Source organism: Polaromonas sp. A23, assembly GCF_002001015.1.
Taxonomy (GTDB): domain Bacteria; phylum Pseudomonadota; class Gammaproteobacteria; order Burkholderiales; family Burkholderiaceae_C; genus Polaromonas.
This window is the reverse complement of the sequence record NZ_MUNO01000045.1, coordinates 168,052-189,968: the sequence shown is the minus strand read 5'-3', so window position 1 is coordinate 189,968 and position 21,917 is coordinate 168,052. Positions and strand designations below refer to the sequence as shown.

The following is a 21,917-nucleotide window of genomic DNA, read 5'->3' as shown; positions in this document are numbered from 1 at the left end:
GAAATTTCGTGCGTCTCCGGCGATGCCGGCCGCGCTGTCGTGCTGCGCATCGAGCCGCCGTTGGCGTCTCGCCCCTTCGGGCTTCCATCGCTGACGTCTTCGCGCCTGTCGGCGCTGCGCACTGCGTTTGCAGGCGCGAGTGGGGCTGGCTTGCTGTTCCCTTCACCGTATCACGTCGTTCTCGCCGTCAAGGTCTGCGCGTGCCGTGCACGCTGGCGGCTTGGCGGCCGTCTGTCGAACCCTGACGGCTGCGCTGCGACGTGCTGCTTCCGGTCTCGGGCAATCCCGCCCTGATTCCTTCCAAGGAGAAGACCATGACGAAGCTCATCACCGACGAACAACGCGCGCAACTGCTAGCTAACGGCCGGCAGTCCCTCGAACAGGAAAACTTCGATCCCGCTCCGGTGGTCAAGCTGTTCACCCCGGATGCTGGGGCGACCTGGCTGCTGACCGAGATCGACCCCGATGACCACGACCATGCGTTCGGGCTGTGCGACCTGGGCTTGGGTTACCCGGAGCTGGGGTGGGTCAGCCTGGAAGAGATCGCGACTGTGCGTGGCCGGCTCGGACTTCCCGTTGAACGGGAGCTGCACTTCGAACCACAGAAACGCTTAAGCGCGTATGCGCGAGAGGCACGTTTCGTCGGCCGCATCGTGGTCTAGCCGGGAGGCATTGGCCGCCGGCAACGTTCGGTGGCCAATTCCGCTTTAGATCTCCTCCTTCGGCAGACGTGCTTCGGTTTCCAGGATCAGTTCGCCTGCGCTGCGGCCCAACGCGCGGGCGATCTTCAGGATCATGGCCAAGGTCGGCATGTGCTCTCCGCGCTCGATCTTGCCCATGTGGGATCGTTCGATGCCCGCCAAGTGGGCCAGGGATTCCTGCGCGATGCCGTCCTCGGTGCGCAGGCTGCGCACTGCATCGCCAAAGGCCCGTGCCGGGCCCGCCTCAAATGTCGTCGCGCCGGTCGGCCGCCCGCGCTGGATTCCTCGCTTCTGCATCCACAGAAGCGTCACGTTTCAGAACATTTAAAACCACGTTATCTTTAACTCATAAAATGACCTGCGTTGCCCCAGAGAGCTCGCATCCGAAATTTACGGTGCGACAAGCGCTGTCGCCGTGGCGCTTGCGTTATGCCTCCCGCGAACTAGTATGTAACTACCTCACGAAGATGCCATGACATTCCTCACAAACGAGCAGCGAAGCCAGATGCTGGCCAACGGTGCCGCGCGGGCGCGTGGGGACACTCTTGACCCCTTGCCCGTGGTCAAGCTCTACACCTTGGACGCCGGGGCCGTCTGGCTGCTGACCGAACTCGACGCCGACGGGGACAAGGCCTTCGGCCTGTGCGACGCTGGCACCGGCAGCCCTGAGCTAGGGCAGGTCAGTCTCTCCGCCCTCGAAGGCGTCCGCGGGCCGCGCGGCATGCGCATCGTTGCCGATCCGCACTTCAAACCGCGCCAGACGCTGTCGGCCTACCTGGCCGACGCACAGCGCGACGGATCGATCAACGACTGACGCGTCCCGCAGCGTCGCTAGACGAGCGATGAATGGTCGCCGAAAAGGCGACGTTGCTTTTCCTGGTCTGTGGCAGCGTTCCCCTCCAAAGGAGGACTCCATGTCGAAACCTGATCCCGAAGACCTGCCCCACGCGCTGTGGGGCGTGTCTGCTGCCTATCTCTACGTGCTGGACCTCGACGACTCGGGCGTCGCATGGGAGTACTTGCGCCGCCATCCGGGCTACCGTTCGGACTGGGCGCGCCGCAAGCGCGTGGCCTCCTTCGCCCGCTGGGGGTTGCGATGTCGCCGAAGACCCCGACATGGATGGGCGCAATGCACAGCCGCTGTGGCTGTCGTCCCCTGACGGGCTGCTGCATGTGCGTGCTGCGCACGCGCACGATGCAGCAGCCAGCCGATTCGACCTGTGGCGCATTCCTGGCCGCAAGCGCCTGGCGCTTGACGGCACCGACCTGGCGCTGACTGCCGACCTCAGCGCCCAGCGCATGCGCTTGTCGCTATCGGGCACGGTGGCTGACGGCGCCGCCTACGCGAGCGCCGTGCCGCTGACGCCGCGCCTGCGTGGCCAACTCGACGCCTTCAACGCGCAGGCGCAAGCTCTGGAAGGCCATCCCCCGCAGCTCGACCCCGCACGGCCGGTAACCCGCGCCGCGCTGCTGCACATGCGTGCTCTACAGGCGCTCGACGCCTCGCAGGCGGGTGCGTCGCACCGCGACATCGCCCAGGCCTTGTTCGGTCTGGAAGCCGTCGTCCTGCGCTGGCACGAAGACGGCGAACTGCGTGCGCAGGTGCGTCACTTGCTTCGGCGTGGCGAGGCGTTCATGGCGGGCGACTACCTGGCCCTGGCCGGCGTGGCCCGTCCCGCAGCGAGGCACCCCGGAGACGAACCGATGCGCTGAATCTCTCCCTGCCTTGATCGGGCATGGTTCCCGAGACTGCCTCCATCGGGCCGCGAATGGTTTGCGGCCCATCCACAGCGATGGAGGCCTCAATGGCAGTTGGCAGTTCTTTCCCTTCGCGCACGGCCGCTGCGGCTGCGCCGCAGCCTGCTGCGGTTCCAGCTGCGCCGGTCAATCCCGAGTTCCTGACCACGGACGAAGCCGGCGCGTTCCTGCGGCTCTCGCCGCGCACGCTGGAGAAGCAGCGCGTGCTGGGCGGCGGTCCTCGCTTTCGCAAGTTCGGCGCGCGTGTGGTTTACGCGGCTGCCGACCTGCGTGCATGGGCCGACAGTCACAGCTACGGTATGACTTCAGATCCCGGCTACGTGCAGCGCGACTCCGTCCGCTGAATGCCGCACGAGGGGAAACCGCCGCATGTCGAAGCGCCACAGTGAACGCGAACAGCTCACGCTGTTCCGCGCGCTGCCGCACGGCGACATGGCGCTGCGCGATGCGCAGGACCTGATGGCCTACCCCTTCTTCTCCCTGGCGAAGTCGCCGCGCATCGTCCCGATCCGCTTCGAGGCCGGTGGCATCACGCTCACCGTCGAGGGTGTGCCCGAGCACGGCATCGCCACGATCTGGGATGCCGACGTTCTGATCTGGGCTGCCAGCCAGATCATCCAGGCGAAGAAAAAAGGCATCGCGCCTTCGCGTCTGATGGTGGCCACGCCCTACGAGATCCTGCGCTTCGCGCAGCGGGGTACCGGTCGCAGCGACTACCTGGCGCTGCGCGCAGCGCTGGACCGGCTGCAGTCCACCACCGTCGCCACGACGCTGCGCCAGCGCGAGCGCCCGAACGGCGGCAAGCGGGTGCACCGCTTCTCCTGGATCAACGAGTGGAAGGAATACATCCGGCCCGATGGTCGCTCCGACGGCATCGAGTTGATCCTGGCCGATTGGTTCTTCACCGGCGTGATGGACGAGGCACTGGTGCTCACGCTCGATCCCACGTATTTCCGGCTTTCAGGTGGCATCGAGCGCTGGCTGTACCGGCTGGTGCGCAAGCACGGCGGCCGGCAGCCCGCGGGCTGGCGTTTCGAGATGCGCCACCTGCATTTGAAGTCCGGGAGCCTGCAGCGCCCATCCGATTTCGCGCTGCAGGTGCGCCAGCTCGCGCTGCGGCAGGCGTTGCCCGGCTACCAGCTGTCCCTGGAACGCAGCGGCGGCATCGAATGGCTGGCCTTTCGGCCCGGCCAAGCCGAAACCTCCCAGAGTGACTTATCCACAGCCTCTGCTGAAGAACCTGTGGGTGGCGTGGGGATGAACTCGGTAGATCGCCCGCACGACCCTCGGTGGATCGCCCGCAGAAGTATCGGTGGATCGCCCGCACCGATCGGCCGGAAAGCCGCACCCAGCAACGGTTTCGGGCCTCCCTAAACATCTAAAGGGATACATAAATGGAATTCACGCGCGCGCGAATAGAGGCTGCTCAAAAAGCGGGCAATGCCATGCCGGAGGCATTCCGAAGAGCCCAAACAGCCGAAAACCGCTTATCAGGAAGACAAGACCAGCCTGGCAAGGTGATCGCGCTACTCAACCAGAAAGGCGGCGCCGGCAAGACCACGCTCGCCACGCACCTGGCCGGCGAGCTGGCGATGACTGGAAGCCGCGTCACGCTGCTCGACGCCGATCCGCAGGGCTCTGCGCTCGACTGGGCGCAACGTCGGCTTCAGAACGGACGGGGACGGCTCTACGGCGTGTTCGGGCTGGCTAGGGACTCGCTGCACCAGGAAGCGCCGCAGATCGCCTTGGAGGCGGACTACGTCGTGATCGACGGCCCGCCGCGGGTCGCGGCCCTTGCGCGCTCCGCGCTGCTGGCCGCCGACCTGGTGCTGATCCCCGTGCAGCCCAGCGCCTACGACGTGTGGGCGAGCCACGAGATGGTGACGCTCATTGCCGAGGCCCGCGTATTCAGGCCGCAGCTTCGCGCGGCCTTCGTGATCAACCGGCGCGTGGTCGGCACCGTGATCGGCCGCGAAGCGCGCGCAGCGCTGGCCGATCAACCGTTCGCCGCGCTGCACGCCGAAGTCTCGCAGCGCATCGTGTTCGCCGACAGCGTGGCCGCAGGCCGGCTTGCATGCGAAGCCTCGCCTAAGTGTGCCGCCGCGCGCGAGATCGCGGCGCTGACGCAAGCAGTGCAGGAGATTTTGCGATGACGGTTTCAGCGTCATCTGCAGCGCCGAAGCGGGCACCAATCGGTCGCAAGCCGGCCGCCGATCCGGCCTCAACATGGGTACGGCAGGCCGACGCACCAGAAGTTGCCGCCACGGCGTCGATCTACACCGCCCGCCTGACCATCGACGTGACGCCGGCGCTACGGGGCCGCATCAAGGTGATCGCGTTCAAACGCGGCATCACCGCAGCCGAGATGCTGCGCGAGTTGTTGGAACGCGAGTACGGCGGAGGTCAACCATGACGCAGTTGCTTCCCTTCACTGGGCAGGCCTGGCCCCAGGCCGTGGTGCCGCGGCCTGTCCATATGCGGGTCTCGCTCGCCTTCGTCGAGCATCGGGTGAACCTCTGGCTGCGCTTCGGACGGCCGGTGCGCGAGACGGTGGTGGACCGCTGGCGGCGCGTGGCGACATTCGAACCCAACGCAGTCTGTTGCCGCGTGAAGTGGATCGGCAATGACTACGGCACGGCGCTCTGGCAGCTCATGGTGCTGGAGGCACCGATGCCGTTCGATGGCGCGCAACGCATCGCGGGCGTAGCGCCCGGCGCGCGCATCCTGTTGCGCGCCGATGGCGAGCAGCATGTCAAGGCGGTGCTCGATGTGATCGATGCCATCGAGGCGCTGGGCATCGATCCGGCCGTAGTGGCCGTCACATACTGGCGCACGGTCGGCAACCGGCTGGCAGCACGCCAGCCGCCGCCGGACTACACCACCGAGCGGCATGCGGCACATCTTGCGCGGGGAGCGTTGAGATGAGGCGGCGCGTGCTCTTCACCTGCATGGGGATCGGCCTGGCTGCGCTGTGCGCGCCGGCCGTCATGCCGATGTCGGCGCATGAACGCATGTTCGTGGTCTACAACCCGACGGACAGCGTGCCGCGCGGCTGGTACGGGGTCAGCAGCATCGACAACGCCGCCTCGCTGCACGTCGGCAGCATCGTGCTGGCCCGGCTTCCCGTCGACGTGGCCTCGTTCGCGGGACAGCGCGGCTACCTTCCGAACGGCGTGCCGATCCTCAAACGTGTCGGCGCTGTCGCGCGGCAATCGGTGTGCGTTCGCGGACAGACTGTGCACATCGACGGCGCCGTAGTGGCGACCGCGCGGACGCACGATGGCGCGCGCCGGCCGCTACAAGCCTGGCCGCAATGCCGACCCCTTGCCGCAGGTGAGCTATTCCTGCTCAGCGACACGAATCCCGCGTCCTTCGACAGCCGTTACTTTGGCCCTATCGCCGCGTCTGCCGTGCTCGGCATCGCGCGGCCACTGTGGACATGGAGCGAGCCATGAACCTTGCTCCGTCGCGCGACCGCCCATGCTGCCGAACTGCAGCGGGGCACGCGCCCGCGCTGCACTCCGTCGTGCAGGGAGCCCGCCGCCAGCGTGCAGCGCGCGCTGCACCGTCGCTGCCTCTCGGGCAGCGTTGCACACCCTGTGTGCGGCTGGCGGCAAGTCGGAGCCGGGAGCGGGAGCAGAAGGCGGAGACGGAGGGCCAGATAAAGGGGGTGGCACGTCGCGCCCCTCCAAGCCAGTCTGCACGTGGGTTTGCGGCGGCACCGCAAGGGGTCTTGCGCGTGCCGCGCAGAGGCTGGAATCCGCATAGCAGCGGCGTCTGCCACGTGCCGCTTTCGATGCGCTGCGCCACTGTGCGCTGGAGTCTTCGTGGCTGGCAATGACGAGGACCGCTTTCGCGTCAAACCCGCGGCGCCGAAGTCGCGTGGCGGGCCGCGCTCGCAGCGCTTCGTTTCGCAGGTTCTCAAGCAGGTGTCGAAGACCGGCGCAAATCCCTCACGCAAGGCCCTTGGCAGACCCGCCAATACGTTCGGCCGAGGCCGCGTCGCGGCCTCCATGGCCGGCCAGCGCCTGGGGCCGAACGCGCGGCGTGTGGTCATCAAGTCCCGCTTCGTCGTGCTACGGCGCGCCAGCCCAAACTCGGTTGCCGTGCACCTGCGTTACATCGAGCGCGACGGCGTCACGCGCGATGGGCAGAAGGGCCAGGCTTACGGCGCCGACACCGACGCGGCCGATCTCAAGGCCTTTCAGGAACGCGGTTTGAATGACCGCCACCAGTTCCGCTTCATCGTCTCGGCCGAGGACGGCCTGGAGCTGGAAGATCTGAAGGGTTTCACCCGCCAACTGATGCGCCGCATGGAGATCGACCTGGAGACGCGACTGGACTGGGTGGCCGTGGACCATTGGGACACAGACAATCCGCACACGCACATCGTGCTGAACGGCCATACGGGCGGGCCCGCTAGTGGCAGGGAAGATCTTGTGATCGCCCCAGACTACATGGCCCACGGCATGCGCTTACGCGCCAGTGAAATCGCCACCGAATGGCTGGGGCCGCGCACCGAGGCGGAAATCTCTCAGAGCCTGCTGCGGGAGGTCGACCAGCAGCGGCTTACCAGCCTGGACCGTGCGCTGGTTCGGCAAGCTGGTGCCGATGGCATCGACCTGACGGGCAACTCGCAAGACCGCCAGCGTCAGAACGCGCTGCGGGCACGGCTGCAGCACCTCGAAGGCATGGGCCTGGCCGAGAGGATGGATGCGAACCGCTGGAAGCTCCAGCCCGGGATGGCGGCCACACTGGACAACATGGGCCAGCGCGAAGACGCGCTTGAAACCGTGCGCCGTGCGCTCAAGGGTCTGCGGCGGGAATGCGTGGTCGATGAGCGGCAGACTGCCCCCGTCATCGGCCGGATCGCAGGCAAGGGGCTGGCCGACGAACTGCACGACCGCGGCTACCTGGTGGTCGATGGCATCGACGGACGGGCTCACTATCTGAAGCTGCCAGCCGGTACCGACCTCGCAGAACTGCCCATGCACGGCATCGTGGAGGCGAGGCCACCGGGCCAGCAGAAGCCGGTGGACCGCCACATCGCAAACGTCGCGCGAGACGGCTTCTACAAGACCGCCGATCACGTGTCGCAACTGAAGCAGGATAACGACCGCGACCCGCAATCCACTGCCGATGTGAACGTGCGCCGACTCGAAGCGCTGCGCCGCGCCGGCATCGTGGAGCGCATCACCGATGGCGTCTGGAAGGTGCCGCTGGACCTGCTGCAGAAGGCCAGGCAGCATGATGTCCAGAAGGCCCCCGGATTCGCGATCGAGTTGCGATCGCATCTGTCCATCGATCAGCAGGTGCGCGCCATCGGCGCCACTTGGCTGGACAAGCAGTTGGTGGGCGACGGTTCGGCCTTGGCCGGCCAAGGCTTTGGGGCGCAAGTGCGCGACGCAATGCGCGACCGTGTCGATTTCCTGGTCGAAAGAGGTTTGGCCGAGCAGCGCCGCCAGCGCGTTGTGCTCGCACGCAATCTGCTGACAACCCTGCGCGACATGGAACTGACTACAGCCGGCAAGGCCATCCAGGATCAGACCGGGCAGACCTACCGCCCGGTGCAGGAAGGCCAGTACACCAGCGGCGTCTACCGCCGGAGCATCCAACTCGTCAGCGGTCGCTTCGCCATGCTGGATGACGGCATGGGCTTTAGCCTCGTGCCATGGCGGCCCGTTATTGAGCAACGTCTCGGGCAGCAGATTTCGGGCGCCATCCGCGGCCAAGCGGTCACGTGGCAGCTTGGGCGCCAACGAGGCATGGGCATCTGACGGCAGCGGTCCCGGTTTTCCTAGCTAGCTGCCCACAGATTCGGTGCTCACGGCGTCAGCGCCCTAATAATGTGAACTAAACTATCGGTTCTGCGCAAAGCTGGATCAGCCGCCGTGGACCGCTCACGCGGTACCTGTGACCGGCGGATGACCCGATTGAGCAGCTAATAAAAATCATCAAGGAGTGAAAAAAATGATCCGTCTCGAGTCCGCTGTCACGCACCCTGTCTTCTCTTATTGCCCTTGCCTCCTGCCCCGACGCGCACTGCCCAACAGTTACGCGGCGAGGCGACAATGATTGAACTGCGACACCTGCGCTATTTCATTGCCGTTGCCGAGGACCTCAACTTCCGCCGTGCCGCTGAGCGGGTGCACATTGACCAAACGCCGCTGTCGCGCACCGTTCGCGATCTGGAAGACCAATTGGGCGTGCAGCTGTTCGTGCGCGCTCCCCGCAAGCTGCACCTGACGCCGGCCGGCCTGCGCCTGCTTCAGGACGCACGCAAGATCTTCATCCGCATCGAACGCACTTATCGTGCCGTGCGTGAAACCGACGCGCGCTTTCGAGCGCCGCTGCGCATTGGCGTTGCCGACGGAATCGCCCAGCCCAAACTATCTGAGTGCATGGTCCGTTGGCGCGAGGTCGCTCCGGAGATCCCGCTGGAACTTACTGAGATGCGCGCTTCGGAGTTAGCGGATGCACTGCAGCGTGAGGAGCTCGACGCGGGCTTCTCGTTTGGCCTGCCTGATGATGAGGCCATTGCGCAGCAACCTGCATGGAGCTACCCGGTGATGGCGCTGCTGCCTATTGGGCACGAGCTCGCAGGGCAGTCCGCGCTACCCATTGCCGACGTGCTGGCCTTCCCGTTGCTGTCATGCCATGCGGAGCGACAGCCTGGCCTTTTGAGACAGATGCAGGTCATCGTCCACCGATACACATCGACGCCGACGTTGTCTGGTGAAGCCTGTACGCTCGCCGGCTACGTCACGCGCATTGCTGCGCACATGGGAGTGGGCCTCGCGGATGCCGGCCACGTCAAGGCCCTGCGCCGCAATGACGTGGTGGCTGTGCCGCTGCATGAGGACGAACGCATCACCACCTTTGTTTTGCACAAGCACCAGCGCTTCGGCTTGCGCCCGGCTTTGCAACGTTTCGTTGCGCATGCAAAAGATTTGAAGTAATCGTTACGCGTGTCGCGCCCGCAACTCGTGGCGCGGCGTGATCGGCCTTGGACACACCGCGCACAGCTCGCGATGCTGATGGCCCGCCGATGAGTCTGCGCGCATGAAGCCTGCATCCATCTGGTCCGAAGCCACGATTTCCGCCGACGTACTCCTCACCACGCTCCATCACGCCCAGGTGGGTGGGCGTTGGGGCGACTCGGTTCCAGACTCGGGCATGCGGTGCCGTTGCGGCACGCGCGCACTGGAATCAAGACGCGAAGGAGAAGTGGTGTATGCCGACCCGGGGTGCGACAGGGATTTTGTTTGGACAAATTGTTGTAGTGCTGGGTGTGACCCTCGGCGGCGTCTGGGCGGGTACGCAGTGGACGGCGCATGCGCTTGGCCATCAAGCCCGGCTCGGGCAACCTTGGTTCGCCATCTCTGGCATGCCGGTCTACGAGCCGTGGAAGCTCTTCGAGTGGTGGTACTTCTTCGATGCGTACGCACCAAAAATATTCGAGCGCGGTGGGATCATTGCCGCGTCGAGTGGAATGCTGGCCACCGGTGCGGCCATCGGCATGGCCGTCTGGCGTTCACGGTTGGCCAAGCAGGTCACGACCTACGGTTCCGCTCGATGGGCCGAGCGAGAGGAGATCGCTGAAGCTGGACTGACGCGACCGGCAGGCGTGTTCCTTGGAAGGACAGCGCACAAGAACGCCGACTACCTGCGCCACGAAGGTCCGGAGCACGTGATGGCATTTGCCCCGACGCGCTCCGGCAAGGGCGTGGGCCTGGTGATACCGACGCTGCTGTCCTGGTCGGGATCGGTTGTCATTCACGACATTAAGGGCGAGAACTGGAACCTCACCGCAGGCTGGCGCTCGCGCTTCTCTCATTGCCTGCTGTTCAACCCGACCGACATGAAGTCGGCCGCATACAACCCACTGCTCGAAGTGCGGCGCGGCATGCACGAGGTGCGCGACGTGCAGAACATCGCCGACATCCTGGTCGATCCCGAAGGTGCGCTTGAGCGGCGCAACCACTGGGAGAAGACCAGCCATGCCCTGCTGGTGGGTGCCATCCTGCACGTGCTGTATGCCGGCGTAGACAAGACGTTGCGCGGCGTAGCCAACTTTCTGTCCGATCCGGCGTGCCCGTTTGAGGTAACGCTGCACCGGATGATGACTACCGGGCATCTTGGCGAAGGGGTCCATCCCGTCGTCGCTTCGGCTGCACGCGAAGTGCTCAACAAAAGCGACAACGAGCGCTCGGGTGTGCTGTCCACCGCAATGAGCTTCCTGGGCCTGTATCGTGACCCCACGGTGGCCGAAGTCACCTCGCGCTGTGACTGGCGGATCGCGGACCTGATCTCGGCCGCGCACCCCGTGTCGCTCTACCTGGTCGTGCCGCCATCGGACATCAGCCGTACCAAGCCGCTGATCCGCCTGATCCTTAACCAGGTCGGCCGGCGGCTGACCGAATCTCTCGATGGTTCGGACGGAATCGCGCGCAAGCACAAGCTGCTGCTGATGCTCGACGAGTTCCCGGCGCTCGGCCGGCTGGACTTCTTCGAGAGCGCCTTGGCGTTCATGGCCGGCTACGGGCTGCGGGCCTACCTGATCGCACAGTCCCTCAACCAGATCGACAAGGCCTACGGCCAGAACCATTCCATCCTCGACAACTGCCACGTGCGCATCGCGTTCGCAACGAACGACGAGCGCACGGCCAAGCGTATCTCCGAAGCGCTGGGAACGGCGACGGAGCTGCGCGCACAGCGCAACTACGCGGGGCACCGGCTCGCGCCTTGGCTCGGGCATCTGATGGTCTCGCGCCAGGAAACGGCCCGGCCGCTGCTGACACCGGGCGAAGTGATGCAACTGCCGCCCGACGATGCCGTGGTGATGGTCTCGGGCCATCCGCCCATCAAGGCGAAGAAGCTGCGGTACTACCAGGACCGGAACTTCACCACGCGCGTCCTGCCTGCACCCGCGCCGGCTGCGGGCGTCTACGCGGACCGACCTGCGGCACGGCCTGACGACTGGAGCGGACTGCCACCGCTAGCAGCGCGGATGCCTTCATCAGCCGGAGATGCGAGCGGCCTTGCCGACGAGGGTGGACACCAGCTCAAGCCCGAGCTGGATGTCACCGCCGATGCACCGTCGTTTCCAAACGCCGACGGCCTGTTGGTGCTCGATGACGAAGACGACGCGCCGCTACGGCCGCAGGACGTGAACCGGCAGCTGATGCGCACCGCGCGTCTGGCCGCGCTGGACCCTGACGACGGGATCGCGCTATGACCCGCGCCCGCCTGAATATCTTCATCGAGCCAGAGCACGCGAAACGGCTGGACCAGGTCGCGGTGCACAAGGGCGTGTCGAAGTCCGCCGTGATCGCCGCCGCGCTGGCCTCGTTCCTTTCGCCGGACGGCGAGGACCAGCGCGAGGCGGCCATCGCCAAGCGCCTGGACCGGCTCTCGCGCCAGTTCGACCGTCTGGAGCGTGACCAGAACGTGCTGATTGAGACGACAGCCCTCTACGTCCGCTACTTCCTGACGGTCTCGCTGCCGGTGCCCGAGGGCCAGCAGGACGCGGCGCGCGCACAGGGCAGGGCCCGCTATACGCAGTTCATTGAACAGCTCGCGCGCCACATCCAGCGCGGGCGCAGCCTGGTGCGGGAGGTCCATGAGGACATCGAACCTGCGGAAGCAGCCCAAGTGGGTTCAGGCACCGAATCTCAGGAGGTTCATAGTGAATCTGCTTGAGCCGAACGCCATGGACGCCTCGTTGGAGCGGCGCATCCGCATGCTGCGCACGGCCATGGGGCCGGAGATCGCGGCAGCGTTGGAGGACCCCGAGGTCGTCGAAGTCCTGCTGAACCCGGACGGCTCGCTATGGGTGGACCGCCTGGGCACGGGCCGCGAAGCCACCGGCGCGGCGCTGCCGCCCGCCGTGGCCGAACGAATCATCCGGCTGGTGGCCGCGCACGTGCGCACCGAGGTGCATGCGGGCGCACCGATCCTGTCGGCAGAGTTGCCCGAAACCGGAGAACGCTTCCTGGGCGTCCTACCGCCCGTCGTGCGCGCGCCATCGTTCGCGATCCGAAAGCGGGCACTGCGCATCATGACGCTGGCGCACTACGTAGCAGATGGCGTGATGACCGAGGATCAGGCGGCGTTCCTGCGCCGCGCAGTGCGCGAGCGCCTGAACATCGTCGTGGCGGGCGGCACCAGCACCGGCAAAACCACGCTGGCCAATGCCTTGCTCGACGAGATCGCCGAGACGCGCGACCGTGTGCTGATCCTCGAGGACACGGTGGAGCTGCAGTGCCGTTCCGACGACCACGTGGGCATGCGTACCGAGCCGGGCGTGAGCACGATGGCCGACCTGGTACGCGCCACCTTGCGGCTGCGTCCGGATCGCATCGTCGTCGGCGAGGTGCGCGGTTCCGAGGCACTCGACCTGCTCAAAGCCTGGGGCACCGGACACCCCGGCGGCATTGCAACCGTGCATGCCGGCTCGGCGCACGGTGCGCTCACGCGGCTGGAGCAACTGGTGCAGGAGGTCAGCGTGACCGTGCCGCGTGCCCTGATCGCCGAGGCAGTCAACGTGATCGTCTTCATCGCCGGCCGCGGCCGGGCGCGCCGCGTGCGCGAGATCGCGCGTGTCATCGGCCACGACAGCCATGGCTATCAGCTCGATACCGAGCTGTCTTCTTTCCCGACCCTTCCTTCGTCCAACCCTTCCATCACAGGAGACCCGTCATGACACATTCACGCCGTTCCGTAAAACCGCTTTTGCACTTCGTCGCTGCAGCGGCGCTGTTGCTCGCCGTGGCACTACCCGCGCATGCAGCCGGCTCCAATATGCCCTGGGAGGCGCCGCTGCAATCGGTGCTCGAATCCATTCAGGGACCGGTGGCGCGCATCATCGCGGTGATCGTCATCATCGCCACCGGCCTCGCGCTGGCCTTCGGCGACACCAGTGGCGGCTTCCGCAAGCTGATCCAGATCGTGTTTGGTCTGTCGATCGCCTTCGCCGCGTCCAGCTTCTTCCTGACCTTCTTCAGCTTCACGGGCGGGGCGGTGCTGGCATGAGCACCGCTACCGGAAGCCTGGCCGGATTCGAGGTGCCGCTGCACCGGTCGCTGACCGAACCGATCCTGCTGGGCGGTGCCCCACGCACCGTGGCGATTGCCACCGGCACGCTAGCCGCTGCCGTCGGCGTAGGGCTACAGCTCTGGCTGCCCGGTCTCGTGTTGTGGATCGTTGGGCACTCGCTGGCTGTCTGGGGTGCGCGTTCGGACCCGCAGTTCATGCTGGTCTTCGCGCGACACATCAAGCACCGGCAGCTGCTGGACGTGTGAGGTCACCGTGTTGAACCTCACCGAATACCGCAATCGTCCGGCGCTGCTGGCCGACTGGCTCCCGTGGGCCGGGCTAGTGGCGCCGGGCGTCGTGCTGAACAAGGATGGCTCGTTCCAGCGCACGGCACAGTTCCGCGGGCCGGATTTGGACAGCGCGACGCAGGGCGAACTGGTCGCCATATCGGCGCGGCTAAACAACGCGCTGCGGCGGCTGGGCTCCGGCTGGGCCTTGTTCGTTGACGCGGAGCGGCGCGAAGCGGCCGATTATCCCGATTCGGATTTTCCGGAGCCGCTGTCCTGGCTGGTCGACGAAGAGCGTCGCGCCTCCTTCGCGGCGGACGCCAGCCACTTCGAAAGCAGCTTCCACCTGACGCTGCTCTACCTGCCGCCTGAGGAATCGACGGCCCGTGCCGCCCGGATGCTTTATGAGAACCACCGGTCCGAAGGCGTGGATTGGCGCGAGCGGCTCCAAGCCTTCGTGTCGGAGACCGAACGCCTCTTCGGTCTGCTCGACGGCGTAATGCCGGAGATCTCGTGGCTGGACGACGCGCAGACCTTGACCTACCTGCACGGCTGCGTATCCACGCGCCGGCATACGGTGGCCGTGCCCGAGGTCGCCATGCACCTGGATGCGCTGCTGGCCGATCAACCGTTGGTGGGCGGTCTGGCGCCAATGCTGGGGAGTCAGCACCTTCGGGTGTTGTCCGTCCGAGGCTTTCCGACCTCGACTTGGCCGGGTTTGCTGGACGATCTGAATCGTCTGGGCTTTGCCTATCGTTGGAGCACGCGCTTCCTCTGCCTCGACAAGGCTGAATCCGAGAAGGAGTTGCGCCGCCTGCGGCGCCAGTGGTTTGCCAAGCGCAAGAACATTGTCGCGCTGCTGCGCGAGACGATCTTCCAGCAGGAGAGTCCGCTGGTGGACTCCGATGCATCGAACAAGGCATCGGACGCCGACGCGGCGCTGCAGGAACTGGGCGGCGACCAAGTGGCCTTCGGCTACGTCACAGCCACAGTGTCGGTACTCGACTCCGACGCCACGGCGGCCGACGAAAAGCTGCGCGCAGTGGAGCGAGCCATCCAGGGCAGGGGCTTCGTCACCATACCCGAGACCTTGAACGCAGTCGATGCCTGGCTGTCGTCGGTACCGGGCCACGCCTACGCCAACGTCCGTCAACCCATCGTCTCGACTCTGAACCTCGCGCACATGATGCCGGTTTCGGCCGTGTGGGCGGGGCCGGAGCGCAATGCGCATCTCGATGGTCCGCCATTGATCGTCACCCGCACCGATGGTGCGACGCCGTTCCGTCTGGTCACGCACATTGGCGACGTGGGCCACACGCTGATCGTGGGACCGACGGGCATGGGCAAGTCGGTGCTGCTCGCGACCCTTGCGATGCAGTTCCGCCGCTACCCGGGTTCGCGCATCTTCGCGTTCGACATGGGGCGTTCGATGCGGGCCACCATCCTCGGGCTCGGTGGCGAGCACTACGACCTCGGCACCGACGGCGCCATTGCGTTCCAGCCGCTAGCACGTATCGACCGGGAGGGCTATCGCGCCTGGGCGGCCGAGTGGATCGAAGGGCGCTTGCTTCAGGAAGGCGTCGCCGTCGGCCCACCTGAGAAGGACGCCGTCTGGTCGGCGCTGAGCAGCCTTGCCAGCGCGCCGCTCGAGCAGCGCACCATGACTGGCTTGTCGGTCCTTCTGCAGTCCAACGCATTGCGGCAGGCCCTGCAGCCCTACGTGCTCGGTGGTGCCCACGGCAAGCTGCTTGACGCCGACGCCGATCGGCTTGGCGCTGCCTCCGTGCAGGGCTTCGAGATGGAGGAGCTGATGCACAGCAAGGCCGCAGTGCTGGCGGTTCTGGGCTACCTGTTCGCCCACTTCGACGAGCGCTTCGATGGTGCGCCCACGTTGCTGATCCTGGATGAGGCCTGGCTGTTCCTGGACGACCCGGTGTTCGCCTCGCGCATCCGCCAGTGGCTCAAGACGCTGCGCAAGAAGAACGTCTCGGTGATCTTCGCTACGCAGTCCCTGGCGGACATCAAGGACTCGACCATCGCCCCGGCCATCGTGGAAAGCTGCGCGAGCCGCATCTTCCTGCCAAACCCGCAGGCGACCGAGCCGCAGATTCGGGTGATCTACGAAGGCTTTGGACTCAACAGCCGGCAGATCGAGATCGTCGCGACCGCACAGCCCAAGCGGGACTACTACTACCAGTCTCGGCTGGGCAACCGCGTCTTCGACCTCGGGCTCGGGTCGGTAGCGCTGGCCTTCGCCGGTGCGTCCACACCGGAAGACCAACGAGCCATCGATGCCGTGTCCGGTGCCGGCAACTCTCCGGAATTCGCCGCAGCTTGGCTGCGCCATCGCGGTCTGGAATGGGCTGCGGACCTCATCCCATCGTTTCCGTCCTTCCCTTCATCACCTCAGGAGAACTCGCCATGAAAGAGCACTTTCTCGCCGCCGCGGCGGCATCGCTGATCGCACTTGGGCCTGCCGCACACGCGCAGTGGATCGTCTTCGATCCCTCGAACTATTCGCAGAACATCCTCACGGCCGCGCGCACGCTGGAGCAGATCAACAACCAGATCCGCCAGCTGCAGAACGAGGCGCAGATGCTGACGAACCAGGCGCGCAATCTGACGAGCCTGAATTTCAGCGCGCTGGGAGAGCTGCGCGCCGCCTTGTCGGCGACGAACCAGCTGATCCAGCAGGGACAGGGCCTGGCCTTCAACGTCGCGCAGATGGAGACGGATTTCCGTCGGCTATATCCCGAATCGTATTCGGCAGCGGTCTCGGGCACGCAGATGGCGACCGATGCGCGCACGCGCTGGACCCATTCGCTCGAAGCACTGCGCACCGCGACCAAGGTGCAGTCCCAAGCGGTGCAGAACTTCACGTCGGACGAACGGACCTTGACCGACCTGGTGAACCGCAGCCAGTCGGCCGTCGGTGCCTTACAGGCAATGCAGGCGACGAACCAGTTGCTGGCCTTGCAGTCGCGCCAAGCCATGCAAGCGCAGCAGCTCCAGATCACGCAGGACCGAGCCGCGGCGCTGGAGCAGGCGCGGCAGGTGGCGGTGCAGGAGCGCGCGCACGAAGTTCGTCGGCGCTTCCAGGGCGATGGCACCCCGTACACGCCCTACACGGTCAACTTCTACGGCAACTGAGGGGAGCGACCATGAAACAGCTCTTAAGCATGATCCTGGCCGCTGTCGCAGCCATGTTGCTGGTCGCTTGCAGCAAACCTGCGCCCATCGAGTCCGTCGAGTCGCTGGTAGCCAATCCCGAGCGCCTGACGGAATTGCGCGCGCAGTGCAAGGCCGACCACGCCAAGGTCGGTGACGACCAGTGCAATGCCGTGGCCGAGGCCACGCGTCGGCGCTTCTTCGGCAGCGGTGGGCCGAAACACACACCGCAGGCGCAGGCACCCGCGGCGTCAGCACCAGCTGCCAAGGACTGAACGATGAATGACCTGTCGGTCATCGACCGCTTCCTCGACGTCTTCTCGCGCTACATCGATTCCGGGTTCGGCCTGCTGGGCGGCGAGGTGGGGTTTCTGACCGCCACACTGGTCGTGATCGACATGACGCTGGCAGGCCTCTTCTGGGCGATGAGCAATGCCAGCGGCGGTGGTGGCGACGATGTGATCGGCAAGCTGATCAAGAAGGTGCTGTATGTCGGCGCCTTCGCCTTCATCCTGAACAACTTCAACAGCCTGTCGGGCATCGTGTTCCGGTCCTTCGCCGGGCTCGGACTGGTGGCGTCCGGTTCGTCGATGACACAGGGCGAGTTGCTGCAGCCGGGCCGGCTGGCGCGGGTGGGCGTGGAGGCCGGCGCGCCGATCATGCGGCAGATCAGTGATCTGACGGGTTTTCCGGAGGTGTTCGCAAATCTTGATGTCATCACCGTGCTGTTCCTGGCTTGGCTGGTGTTGATCGTGAGCTTCTTCGTGCTCGCGGTGCAGCTCTTCGTCACCCTGATCGAGTTCAAGCTGACCACGCTCGCCGGCTTCGTGCTGGTGCCGTTCGCGCTGTGGAACAAGACGGCCTTCTTGGCTGAGCGGGTGCTTGGCAATGTGGTGTCTTCGGGAATCAAAGTGCTGGTGCTGGCTGTGATCGTCGGAATCGGCACTGGCCTGTTCGCCGAGTTCACGGTGCCGCCGGGTACCGAGCCGTCCATCGACCATGCGCTGGTCATCATGCTGGCCTCGCTGGCGATGCTGGGGTTGGGCATATTTGGGCCGGGCATTGCCACCGGACTGGTGTCTGGTGCGCCGCAGCTTGGCGCAGGCGCGGCGGTGGGGACTGCGCTGGGTGCTGCGGGTCTGGCCGTTGCCGGCGGCGCGGCCGTGGCGGGAGCCGGTTCGGCGGTGGCTGCTGGGGCACGCATGGCACCTGGTGCTGCGCGCGCTGCCATCGGCGGGGGCGCTGCCGCTGCGCGGTCTGTCAGTTCAATGGCCACCGGCGCGAAATCGGCTTATCAGGCCGGAGCCGCCGCATCGGGCGCAGGCGGCATGCGCGCGGCAGGCGCCGGCCTGGCCAACGTTGCACGCAGCGGCGCCAGCGCCGTGGGTCAGCGCGTGGCATCCGGCGCCAAGGCGGTTAAGGACGGCGTGGGGAACTTTGTCGCCGATGCCGCTGCACCCGCGTCAGCCAAGGCGACGGACGCAAGCGAATCGAGAACGCCAGCGGCCGAGCCCGCATGGGCCAAGCAGATGCGCCGCAAACAGCAGATCACGCATGCAGCAACGACGGCCGCGCATGCATTGCGTTCGGGCGATGCCGGCGGCAGCGGCGCCAGCCCGAGCTTGCGCGACGACTCAAATTCTTAGGAGATCCAGATGCGATTCAAACGACCCCAGGTGCGGTACTCGGAGACGCCCGAGCCCGTCACTCCCTACCAGGCCGCCGCGCAGGTCTGGGACCAGCGCATCGGCAGCGCGCGCGTGCAGGCCAAGAACTGGCGGCTAATGGCCTTCGGTTGCCTGTCGCTCGCGCTGCTGATGGCCGGCGGCCTCGTGTGGCGCTCGGCCCAGTCCATCGTGACGCCCTTCGTCGTAGAGGTGGACAACGCCGGCCAGGTGCGCGCGGTCGGCGAAGCGGCCACGCCCTACAAGCCGAACGACGCGCAGATCGCGCACCACCTGGCGCGCTTCGTCACCGACGTGCGCTCGCTGTCGATCGACCCAATCGTGGTGCGGCAGAACTGGCTCGAAGCCTACGAGTACACGACGGACCGCGGTGCCGCCACCTTGAACGACTACGCGCGAGCGAACGATCCGTTCTCGCGCATCGGGCAAAGCTCGGTGGCCGTGGAGGTGACGAGCGTTGTGCGGGCCAGCGACACGTCTTTCCAGGTGCGCTGGATCGAGCGCAGCTATGCCAACGGCTCGCCTTCGGGAACGGAGCGCTGGACGGCCGTGTTGTCCGTGGTGCTGCAGCCGCCGCGCACCGAACAGCGCCTGCGCAAGAACCCACTCGGCATCTACGTCAACGGCCTGTCCTGGAGCCGTGAACTAGAAGCCACCGATGCAATGAAAGGAACAAAGCCATGAATACTCATTTCCGTAGATCCGTACTGCCGTTGATCTTGCTGACCCTCGCTGGTTGCGCCACGCAGGGCAAGCCGCCGCCGACGATCTCACTGGACGAGCCCGTTGCCGTTGCCGCGCAGCCGCTGTCGGAACCACCGAAGCCTATCGAGGTGGTTGAAATGCCGAAGCCCTTGCCGTTGCCCGAGCAGATGAAGGCGCTGCCGAACGCGACTGAGGCGAAGATGGAGCCGGAACCCGTGGACGAGAAGCTGCGCGTTTCCCGGGCCAACGCGGAGGCGCGCATCGCGCCCACACGCGAGGGCTATGTCAACGCCATCCAGGTCTGGCCCTACGCCGATGGCGCGCTGTATCAGGTCTACACCAGCCCTGGGCGTGTGACCGTCATCGCCTTGCAGCAGGGCGAGGAGTTGGTGACGGTTTCGGCCGGCGATACCGCCCGCTGGATCGTCGGCGATACGGCCAGCGGGACGGGTGCGACGCTGCGCGTGAACATCCTTGTGAAGCCCACGCGCGTTGGCCTGAAAACCAACCTGGTGGTGACGACGAACCGTCGCACCTACCTGCTGGAACTCTCCTCGACGCCACAAGCCTGGATGGCCTCGGTGTCCTGGGACTACCCGAAGGACCGGATGCTGGCCCTGCAGAAGCAGGCGCATCAGGCTCAGGCCAGCGCGCCGGTGGAAACTGGGATGACGCTGGAGCAGATCAGGTTCCGCTATGCCGTCAGCGGCGACAGCCCGCCGTGGAAGCCGCTGCGCGCCTTCGACGACGGCGAACGCGTCTACATCCAGTTCCCCGGCGGCATCGCGCAGGGCGAGTTGCCGCCCTTGTTCGTGATTGGCGCGCGAGGGGATGGGCAGCTGGTGAACTACCGCTTCCGCTCGCCGTACTACGTGGTGGACCGGCTGTTCGGCGCTGCCGAACTGCGACTGGGCGGCGACAAGGCGCAGGTGGTGCGCATCGAGCGCACCGATGGTGTCAGTTCGGGCGCCACGCGGAGGAACTGAGCATGGGAACGCCAGACATGCCCGATACGGCATCAACCGCGGCCTCGAAGGTCGCGCCCGAATCCGTCGCCTTGCGCGCTTCGCCGCGTCCTGTCACGCGCCTGAATCGCCGCATGCTGGCGCTCGGTGCTGGCGCCCTGGCCGCCGCCGTGCTTGGCGGCACTCTGTGGTCGCTGCAGTCGAACAAGCGCCAGCGTAATCCTGCCGCCGAGTTGTACAACGTCGATCGCGTCTCGCGCGCCGAGAACCTGAACCAGTTGCCCAAGGACTATGCCGGGATTCCGCCGACCGTGAAGCACGGGCCACCGGTGCTGGGCGAGCCGCTACCCGGAGACCTGGGACCGGCCATTGTCAAGGCACAGCAGCCGATGGAGACACGTCCCCCGGGCGGCGGGGTCGATCCCGCGCAGACCGAGCGACTTGCCGCTGAAGAGGCGGCGCGGTCTTCGGTGTTTTTTCGAAGCGGTGGTAGCAGCGGCGGACCGAAGCCGGGTGCGGCGCAGGCCGCCGTTGATCCTTCGGCATTGACTTCGGGCAATCAGCCATTCAATCCGATGGGGACCATGGCTCCAGCAGCGCAGCCATCAAATCCAACGGCCGCGCAGAACCGGCAGGATCAGAAGGATGCGTTCATCGCGAAGGCAGGCGACATGACGACGCGCAATCCCGGCAGCTTGCAGTTGCCGGCGTCGCCTTACCAGGTGATGGCAGGCACCGTCATCCCCGCTGCGCTGGTGACTGGGATCAACTCCGATTTGCCGGGGCAGGTCATCGCCAACGTGTCCGAGGCGGTTTACGACACCGCCACGGGCCGCCATCTGCTGATCCCACAGGGCTCACGCCTGATCGGCCGCTACGACAGCCAGGTGGCCTTCGGCCAGCGGCGTGTGCTGCTGGTGTGGACACGGCTGATTCTTCCGGACACGTCGTCGGTTGCGCTGGACCGTCTGCCCGGCATCGACCCTGCGGGCAACGCCGGGCTCGAGGATGGCGTCGATTGGCATTGGGACCGCATCCTGGTCGGCGCTGCGCTGTCCACGCTGCTGGGCATCGGGGCCGAGTTGGCGGCACCTGAGAGTCGCACCGATGGCAACCGGATTGTCATCGCTGGGCGTGAGAGCGCGCAGGAGACGGTGAACCAAGTCGGCCAAGAGATCACGAAGCGCAACATGAGCATCCAGCCTACGCTGACGATCCGGCCGGGCTTTCCGATGCGGGTGATGGTGAGCAAGGACCTAGTGCTGCGGCCGTATCAGCCGTTGTTCTTCCAGCGGGGATCTTCGCAATGAGTAATGCAAAGGGAAAACTTGGGTTGGGCAAGCTCCCCCGCACGGATGTGGTGAAGGTCACGATCGCATTGACGACCGAGGCGAAGTCCCTACTCGACCGTTATGCCGCTGTGCACAGCCAAATCCATGGCGATATGGTTGATGCGGTAGTGCTGATCCCTCATATGCTGGACGCCTTCATGAAGCGAGATCGTGGCTTCAGAGCCTTGAGCCCGAGACTTGCGAATCGCAAGAATCAGAGCGAATGATCGGTCATGCTTCCATAAAACTGATGCGGTTCCCCTTGTGGACCTTCATTTCA

The 21,917-nt window shown here is 65.9% G+C and carries 26 protein-coding genes; 25 read left to right on the top strand and 1 reads right to left on the bottom strand.

Features of this window, described 5'->3' with window-relative positions; translation table 11 throughout:
• The first annotated feature begins 314 nt into the window (after positions 1-314).
• Positions 315-662 carry a DUF2958 domain-containing protein gene (locus tag B0B52_RS20140; protein WP_077595618.1) on the top strand — a complete coding sequence of 116 codons (348 nt, stop codon included), beginning with the start codon at positions 315-317 and terminating at the stop codon, positions 660-662.
• Between the two features lie 45 nt (positions 663-707).
• Here B0B52_RS20140 and B0B52_RS20135 read toward each other — a convergent pair whose 3' ends face one another.
• Entirely contained in the window at positions 708-998 is a 291-nt protein-coding gene (locus tag B0B52_RS20135) for a helix-turn-helix domain-containing protein (protein WP_077595452.1), read from the bottom strand.
• 175 nt (positions 999-1,173) lie between these two features.
• On the opposite strand from B0B52_RS20135, the gene B0B52_RS20130 reads away from it, so the two are divergent.
• From B0B52_RS20130 to B0B52_RS20020, 24 genes are all read left to right on the top strand, one after another.
• Complete coding sequence (locus B0B52_RS20130; protein ID WP_077595451.1) at positions 1,174-1,515, top strand: DUF2958 domain-containing protein; 342 nt, start codon at positions 1,174-1,176, stop codon at positions 1,513-1,515.
• A 28-nt stretch (positions 1,516-1,543) separates the two neighbouring features.
• The gene (locus tag B0B52_RS22755; RefSeq protein ID WP_371327416.1) at positions 1,544-1,861 is read left to right on the top strand and encodes a transcriptional regulator domain-containing protein; all 318 of its coding nucleotides are present in this window, start codon (positions 1,544-1,546) and stop codon (positions 1,859-1,861) included.
• Complete coding sequence (locus B0B52_RS20125; protein ID WP_254425786.1) at positions 1,818-2,414, top strand: DUF2285 domain-containing protein; 597 nt, start codon at positions 1,818-1,820, stop codon at positions 2,412-2,414. Before B0B52_RS22755 ends, B0B52_RS20125 begins: the two co-directional genes overlap by 44 nt.
• Before the next feature lie 92 nt (positions 2,415-2,506).
• Complete coding sequence (locus tag B0B52_RS20120) at positions 2,507-2,803, top strand: AlpA family transcriptional regulator (protein WP_077595450.1); 297 nt, start codon at positions 2,507-2,509, stop codon at positions 2,801-2,803.
• 25 nt (positions 2,804-2,828) lie between these two features.
• Positions 2,829-3,833, top strand: coding sequence for a replication initiator protein A (locus B0B52_RS20115; protein WP_077595449.1), 1,005 nt, complete (start codon positions 2,829-2,831; stop codon positions 3,831-3,833).
• 20 nt (positions 3,834-3,853) lie between these two features.
• Positions 3,854-4,612 carry a ParA family partition ATPase gene (parA, locus tag B0B52_RS20110; protein ID WP_254425785.1) on the top strand — a complete coding sequence of 253 codons (759 nt, stop codon included), beginning with the start codon at positions 3,854-3,856 and terminating at the stop codon, positions 4,610-4,612.
• Positions 4,609-4,872, top strand: a complete 264-nt coding sequence (locus tag B0B52_RS20105; RefSeq protein WP_077595448.1) for a chromosome partitioning protein ParB — start codon at positions 4,609-4,611, stop codon at positions 4,870-4,872. The genes parA and B0B52_RS20105 overlap by 4 nt, the downstream gene beginning before the upstream one ends.
• A gap of 62 nt (positions 4,873-4,934) precedes the next feature.
• Positions 4,935-5,384 (top strand): DUF2840 domain-containing protein, encoded by a 450-nt coding sequence (locus B0B52_RS20100; RefSeq protein ID WP_254425796.1) that lies wholly within the window; start codon positions 4,935-4,937, stop codon positions 5,382-5,384.
• Positions 5,381-5,914: a S26 family signal peptidase gene (locus B0B52_RS20095; RefSeq protein ID WP_077595446.1), complete on the top strand. Its 534-nt coding sequence runs from the start codon at positions 5,381-5,383 to the stop codon at positions 5,912-5,914. The genes B0B52_RS20100 and B0B52_RS20095 overlap by 4 nt, the downstream gene beginning before the upstream one ends.
• A 372-nt stretch (positions 5,915-6,286) precedes the next feature.
• The gene (locus B0B52_RS20090) at positions 6,287-8,236 is read left to right on the top strand and encodes a DUF3363 domain-containing protein (RefSeq protein ID WP_077595445.1); all 1,950 of its coding nucleotides are present in this window, start codon (positions 6,287-6,289) and stop codon (positions 8,234-8,236) included.
• 294 nt (positions 8,237-8,530) lie between these two features.
• Positions 8,531-9,418, top strand: a complete 888-nt coding sequence (locus B0B52_RS20085) for a LysR family transcriptional regulator (RefSeq protein WP_077595444.1) — start codon at positions 8,531-8,533, stop codon at positions 9,416-9,418.
• Positions 9,419-9,693: 275 nt separating this feature from the next.
• Positions 9,694-11,697: a conjugal transfer protein TraG gene (locus B0B52_RS20080; RefSeq protein WP_077595443.1), complete on the top strand. Its 2,004-nt coding sequence runs from the start codon at positions 9,694-9,696 to the stop codon at positions 11,695-11,697.
• Positions 11,694-12,161, top strand: coding sequence for a CopG family transcriptional regulator (locus tag B0B52_RS20075; RefSeq protein WP_077595442.1), 468 nt, complete (start codon positions 11,694-11,696; stop codon positions 12,159-12,161). The genes B0B52_RS20080 and B0B52_RS20075 overlap by 4 nt, the downstream gene beginning before the upstream one ends.
• A 10-nt stretch (positions 12,162-12,171) precedes the next feature.
• Entirely contained in the window at positions 12,172-13,164 is a 993-nt protein-coding gene (gene trbB, locus B0B52_RS20070; RefSeq protein WP_139352049.1) for a P-type conjugative transfer ATPase TrbB, read from the top strand.
• Positions 13,161-13,493, top strand: coding sequence for a TrbC/VirB2 family protein (locus B0B52_RS20065; protein ID WP_077595441.1), 333 nt, complete (start codon positions 13,161-13,163; stop codon positions 13,491-13,493). The genes trbB and B0B52_RS20065 overlap by 4 nt, the downstream gene beginning before the upstream one ends.
• A complete protein-coding gene (locus B0B52_RS20060) occupies positions 13,490-13,762 on the top strand; it encodes a VirB3 family type IV secretion system protein (protein WP_077595440.1) in 273 nt (90 codons plus the stop codon). The genes B0B52_RS20065 and B0B52_RS20060 overlap by 4 nt, the downstream gene beginning before the upstream one ends.
• Before the next feature lie 7 nt (positions 13,763-13,769).
• Positions 13,770-16,208 carry a conjugal transfer protein TrbE gene (gene trbE / locus B0B52_RS20055; RefSeq protein WP_077595439.1) on the top strand — a complete coding sequence of 813 codons (2,439 nt, stop codon included), beginning with the start codon at positions 13,770-13,772 and terminating at the stop codon, positions 16,206-16,208.
• A complete protein-coding gene (gene trbJ / locus B0B52_RS20050) occupies positions 16,205-16,933 on the top strand; it encodes a P-type conjugative transfer protein TrbJ (RefSeq protein WP_077595438.1) in 729 nt (242 codons plus the stop codon). Before trbE ends, trbJ begins: the two co-directional genes overlap by 4 nt.
• Positions 16,934-16,944: 11 nt before the next feature.
• Positions 16,945-17,226 carry an EexN family lipoprotein gene (locus B0B52_RS20045; RefSeq protein ID WP_077595437.1) on the top strand — a complete coding sequence of 94 codons (282 nt, stop codon included), beginning with the start codon at positions 16,945-16,947 and terminating at the stop codon, positions 17,224-17,226.
• A 3-nt stretch (positions 17,227-17,229) separates the two neighbouring features.
• Positions 17,230-18,597, top strand: coding sequence for a P-type conjugative transfer protein TrbL (gene trbL, locus B0B52_RS20040; RefSeq protein WP_077595436.1), 1,368 nt, complete (start codon positions 17,230-17,232; stop codon positions 18,595-18,597).
• 9 nt (positions 18,598-18,606) lie between these two features.
• The gene (gene trbF, locus B0B52_RS20035) at positions 18,607-19,320 is read left to right on the top strand and encodes a conjugal transfer protein TrbF (RefSeq protein WP_077595435.1); all 714 of its coding nucleotides are present in this window, start codon (positions 18,607-18,609) and stop codon (positions 19,318-19,320) included.
• Positions 19,317-20,327 (top strand): P-type conjugative transfer protein TrbG, encoded by a 1,011-nt coding sequence (trbG, locus tag B0B52_RS20030; RefSeq protein WP_077595434.1) that lies wholly within the window; start codon positions 19,317-19,319, stop codon positions 20,325-20,327. Before trbF ends, trbG begins: the two co-directional genes overlap by 4 nt.
• 2 nt (positions 20,328-20,329) lie before the next feature.
• On the top strand, positions 20,330-21,616 hold the full coding sequence (locus B0B52_RS20025) for a TrbI/VirB10 family protein (RefSeq protein ID WP_077595433.1): 1,287 nt from the start codon (positions 20,330-20,332) through the stop codon (positions 21,614-21,616).
• Positions 21,613-21,864, top strand: a complete 252-nt coding sequence (locus tag B0B52_RS20020; protein WP_077595432.1) for a DUF2274 domain-containing protein — start codon at positions 21,613-21,615, stop codon at positions 21,862-21,864. The genes B0B52_RS20025 and B0B52_RS20020 overlap by 4 nt, the downstream gene beginning before the upstream one ends.
• Positions 21,865-21,917 lie beyond the last annotated feature (53 nt).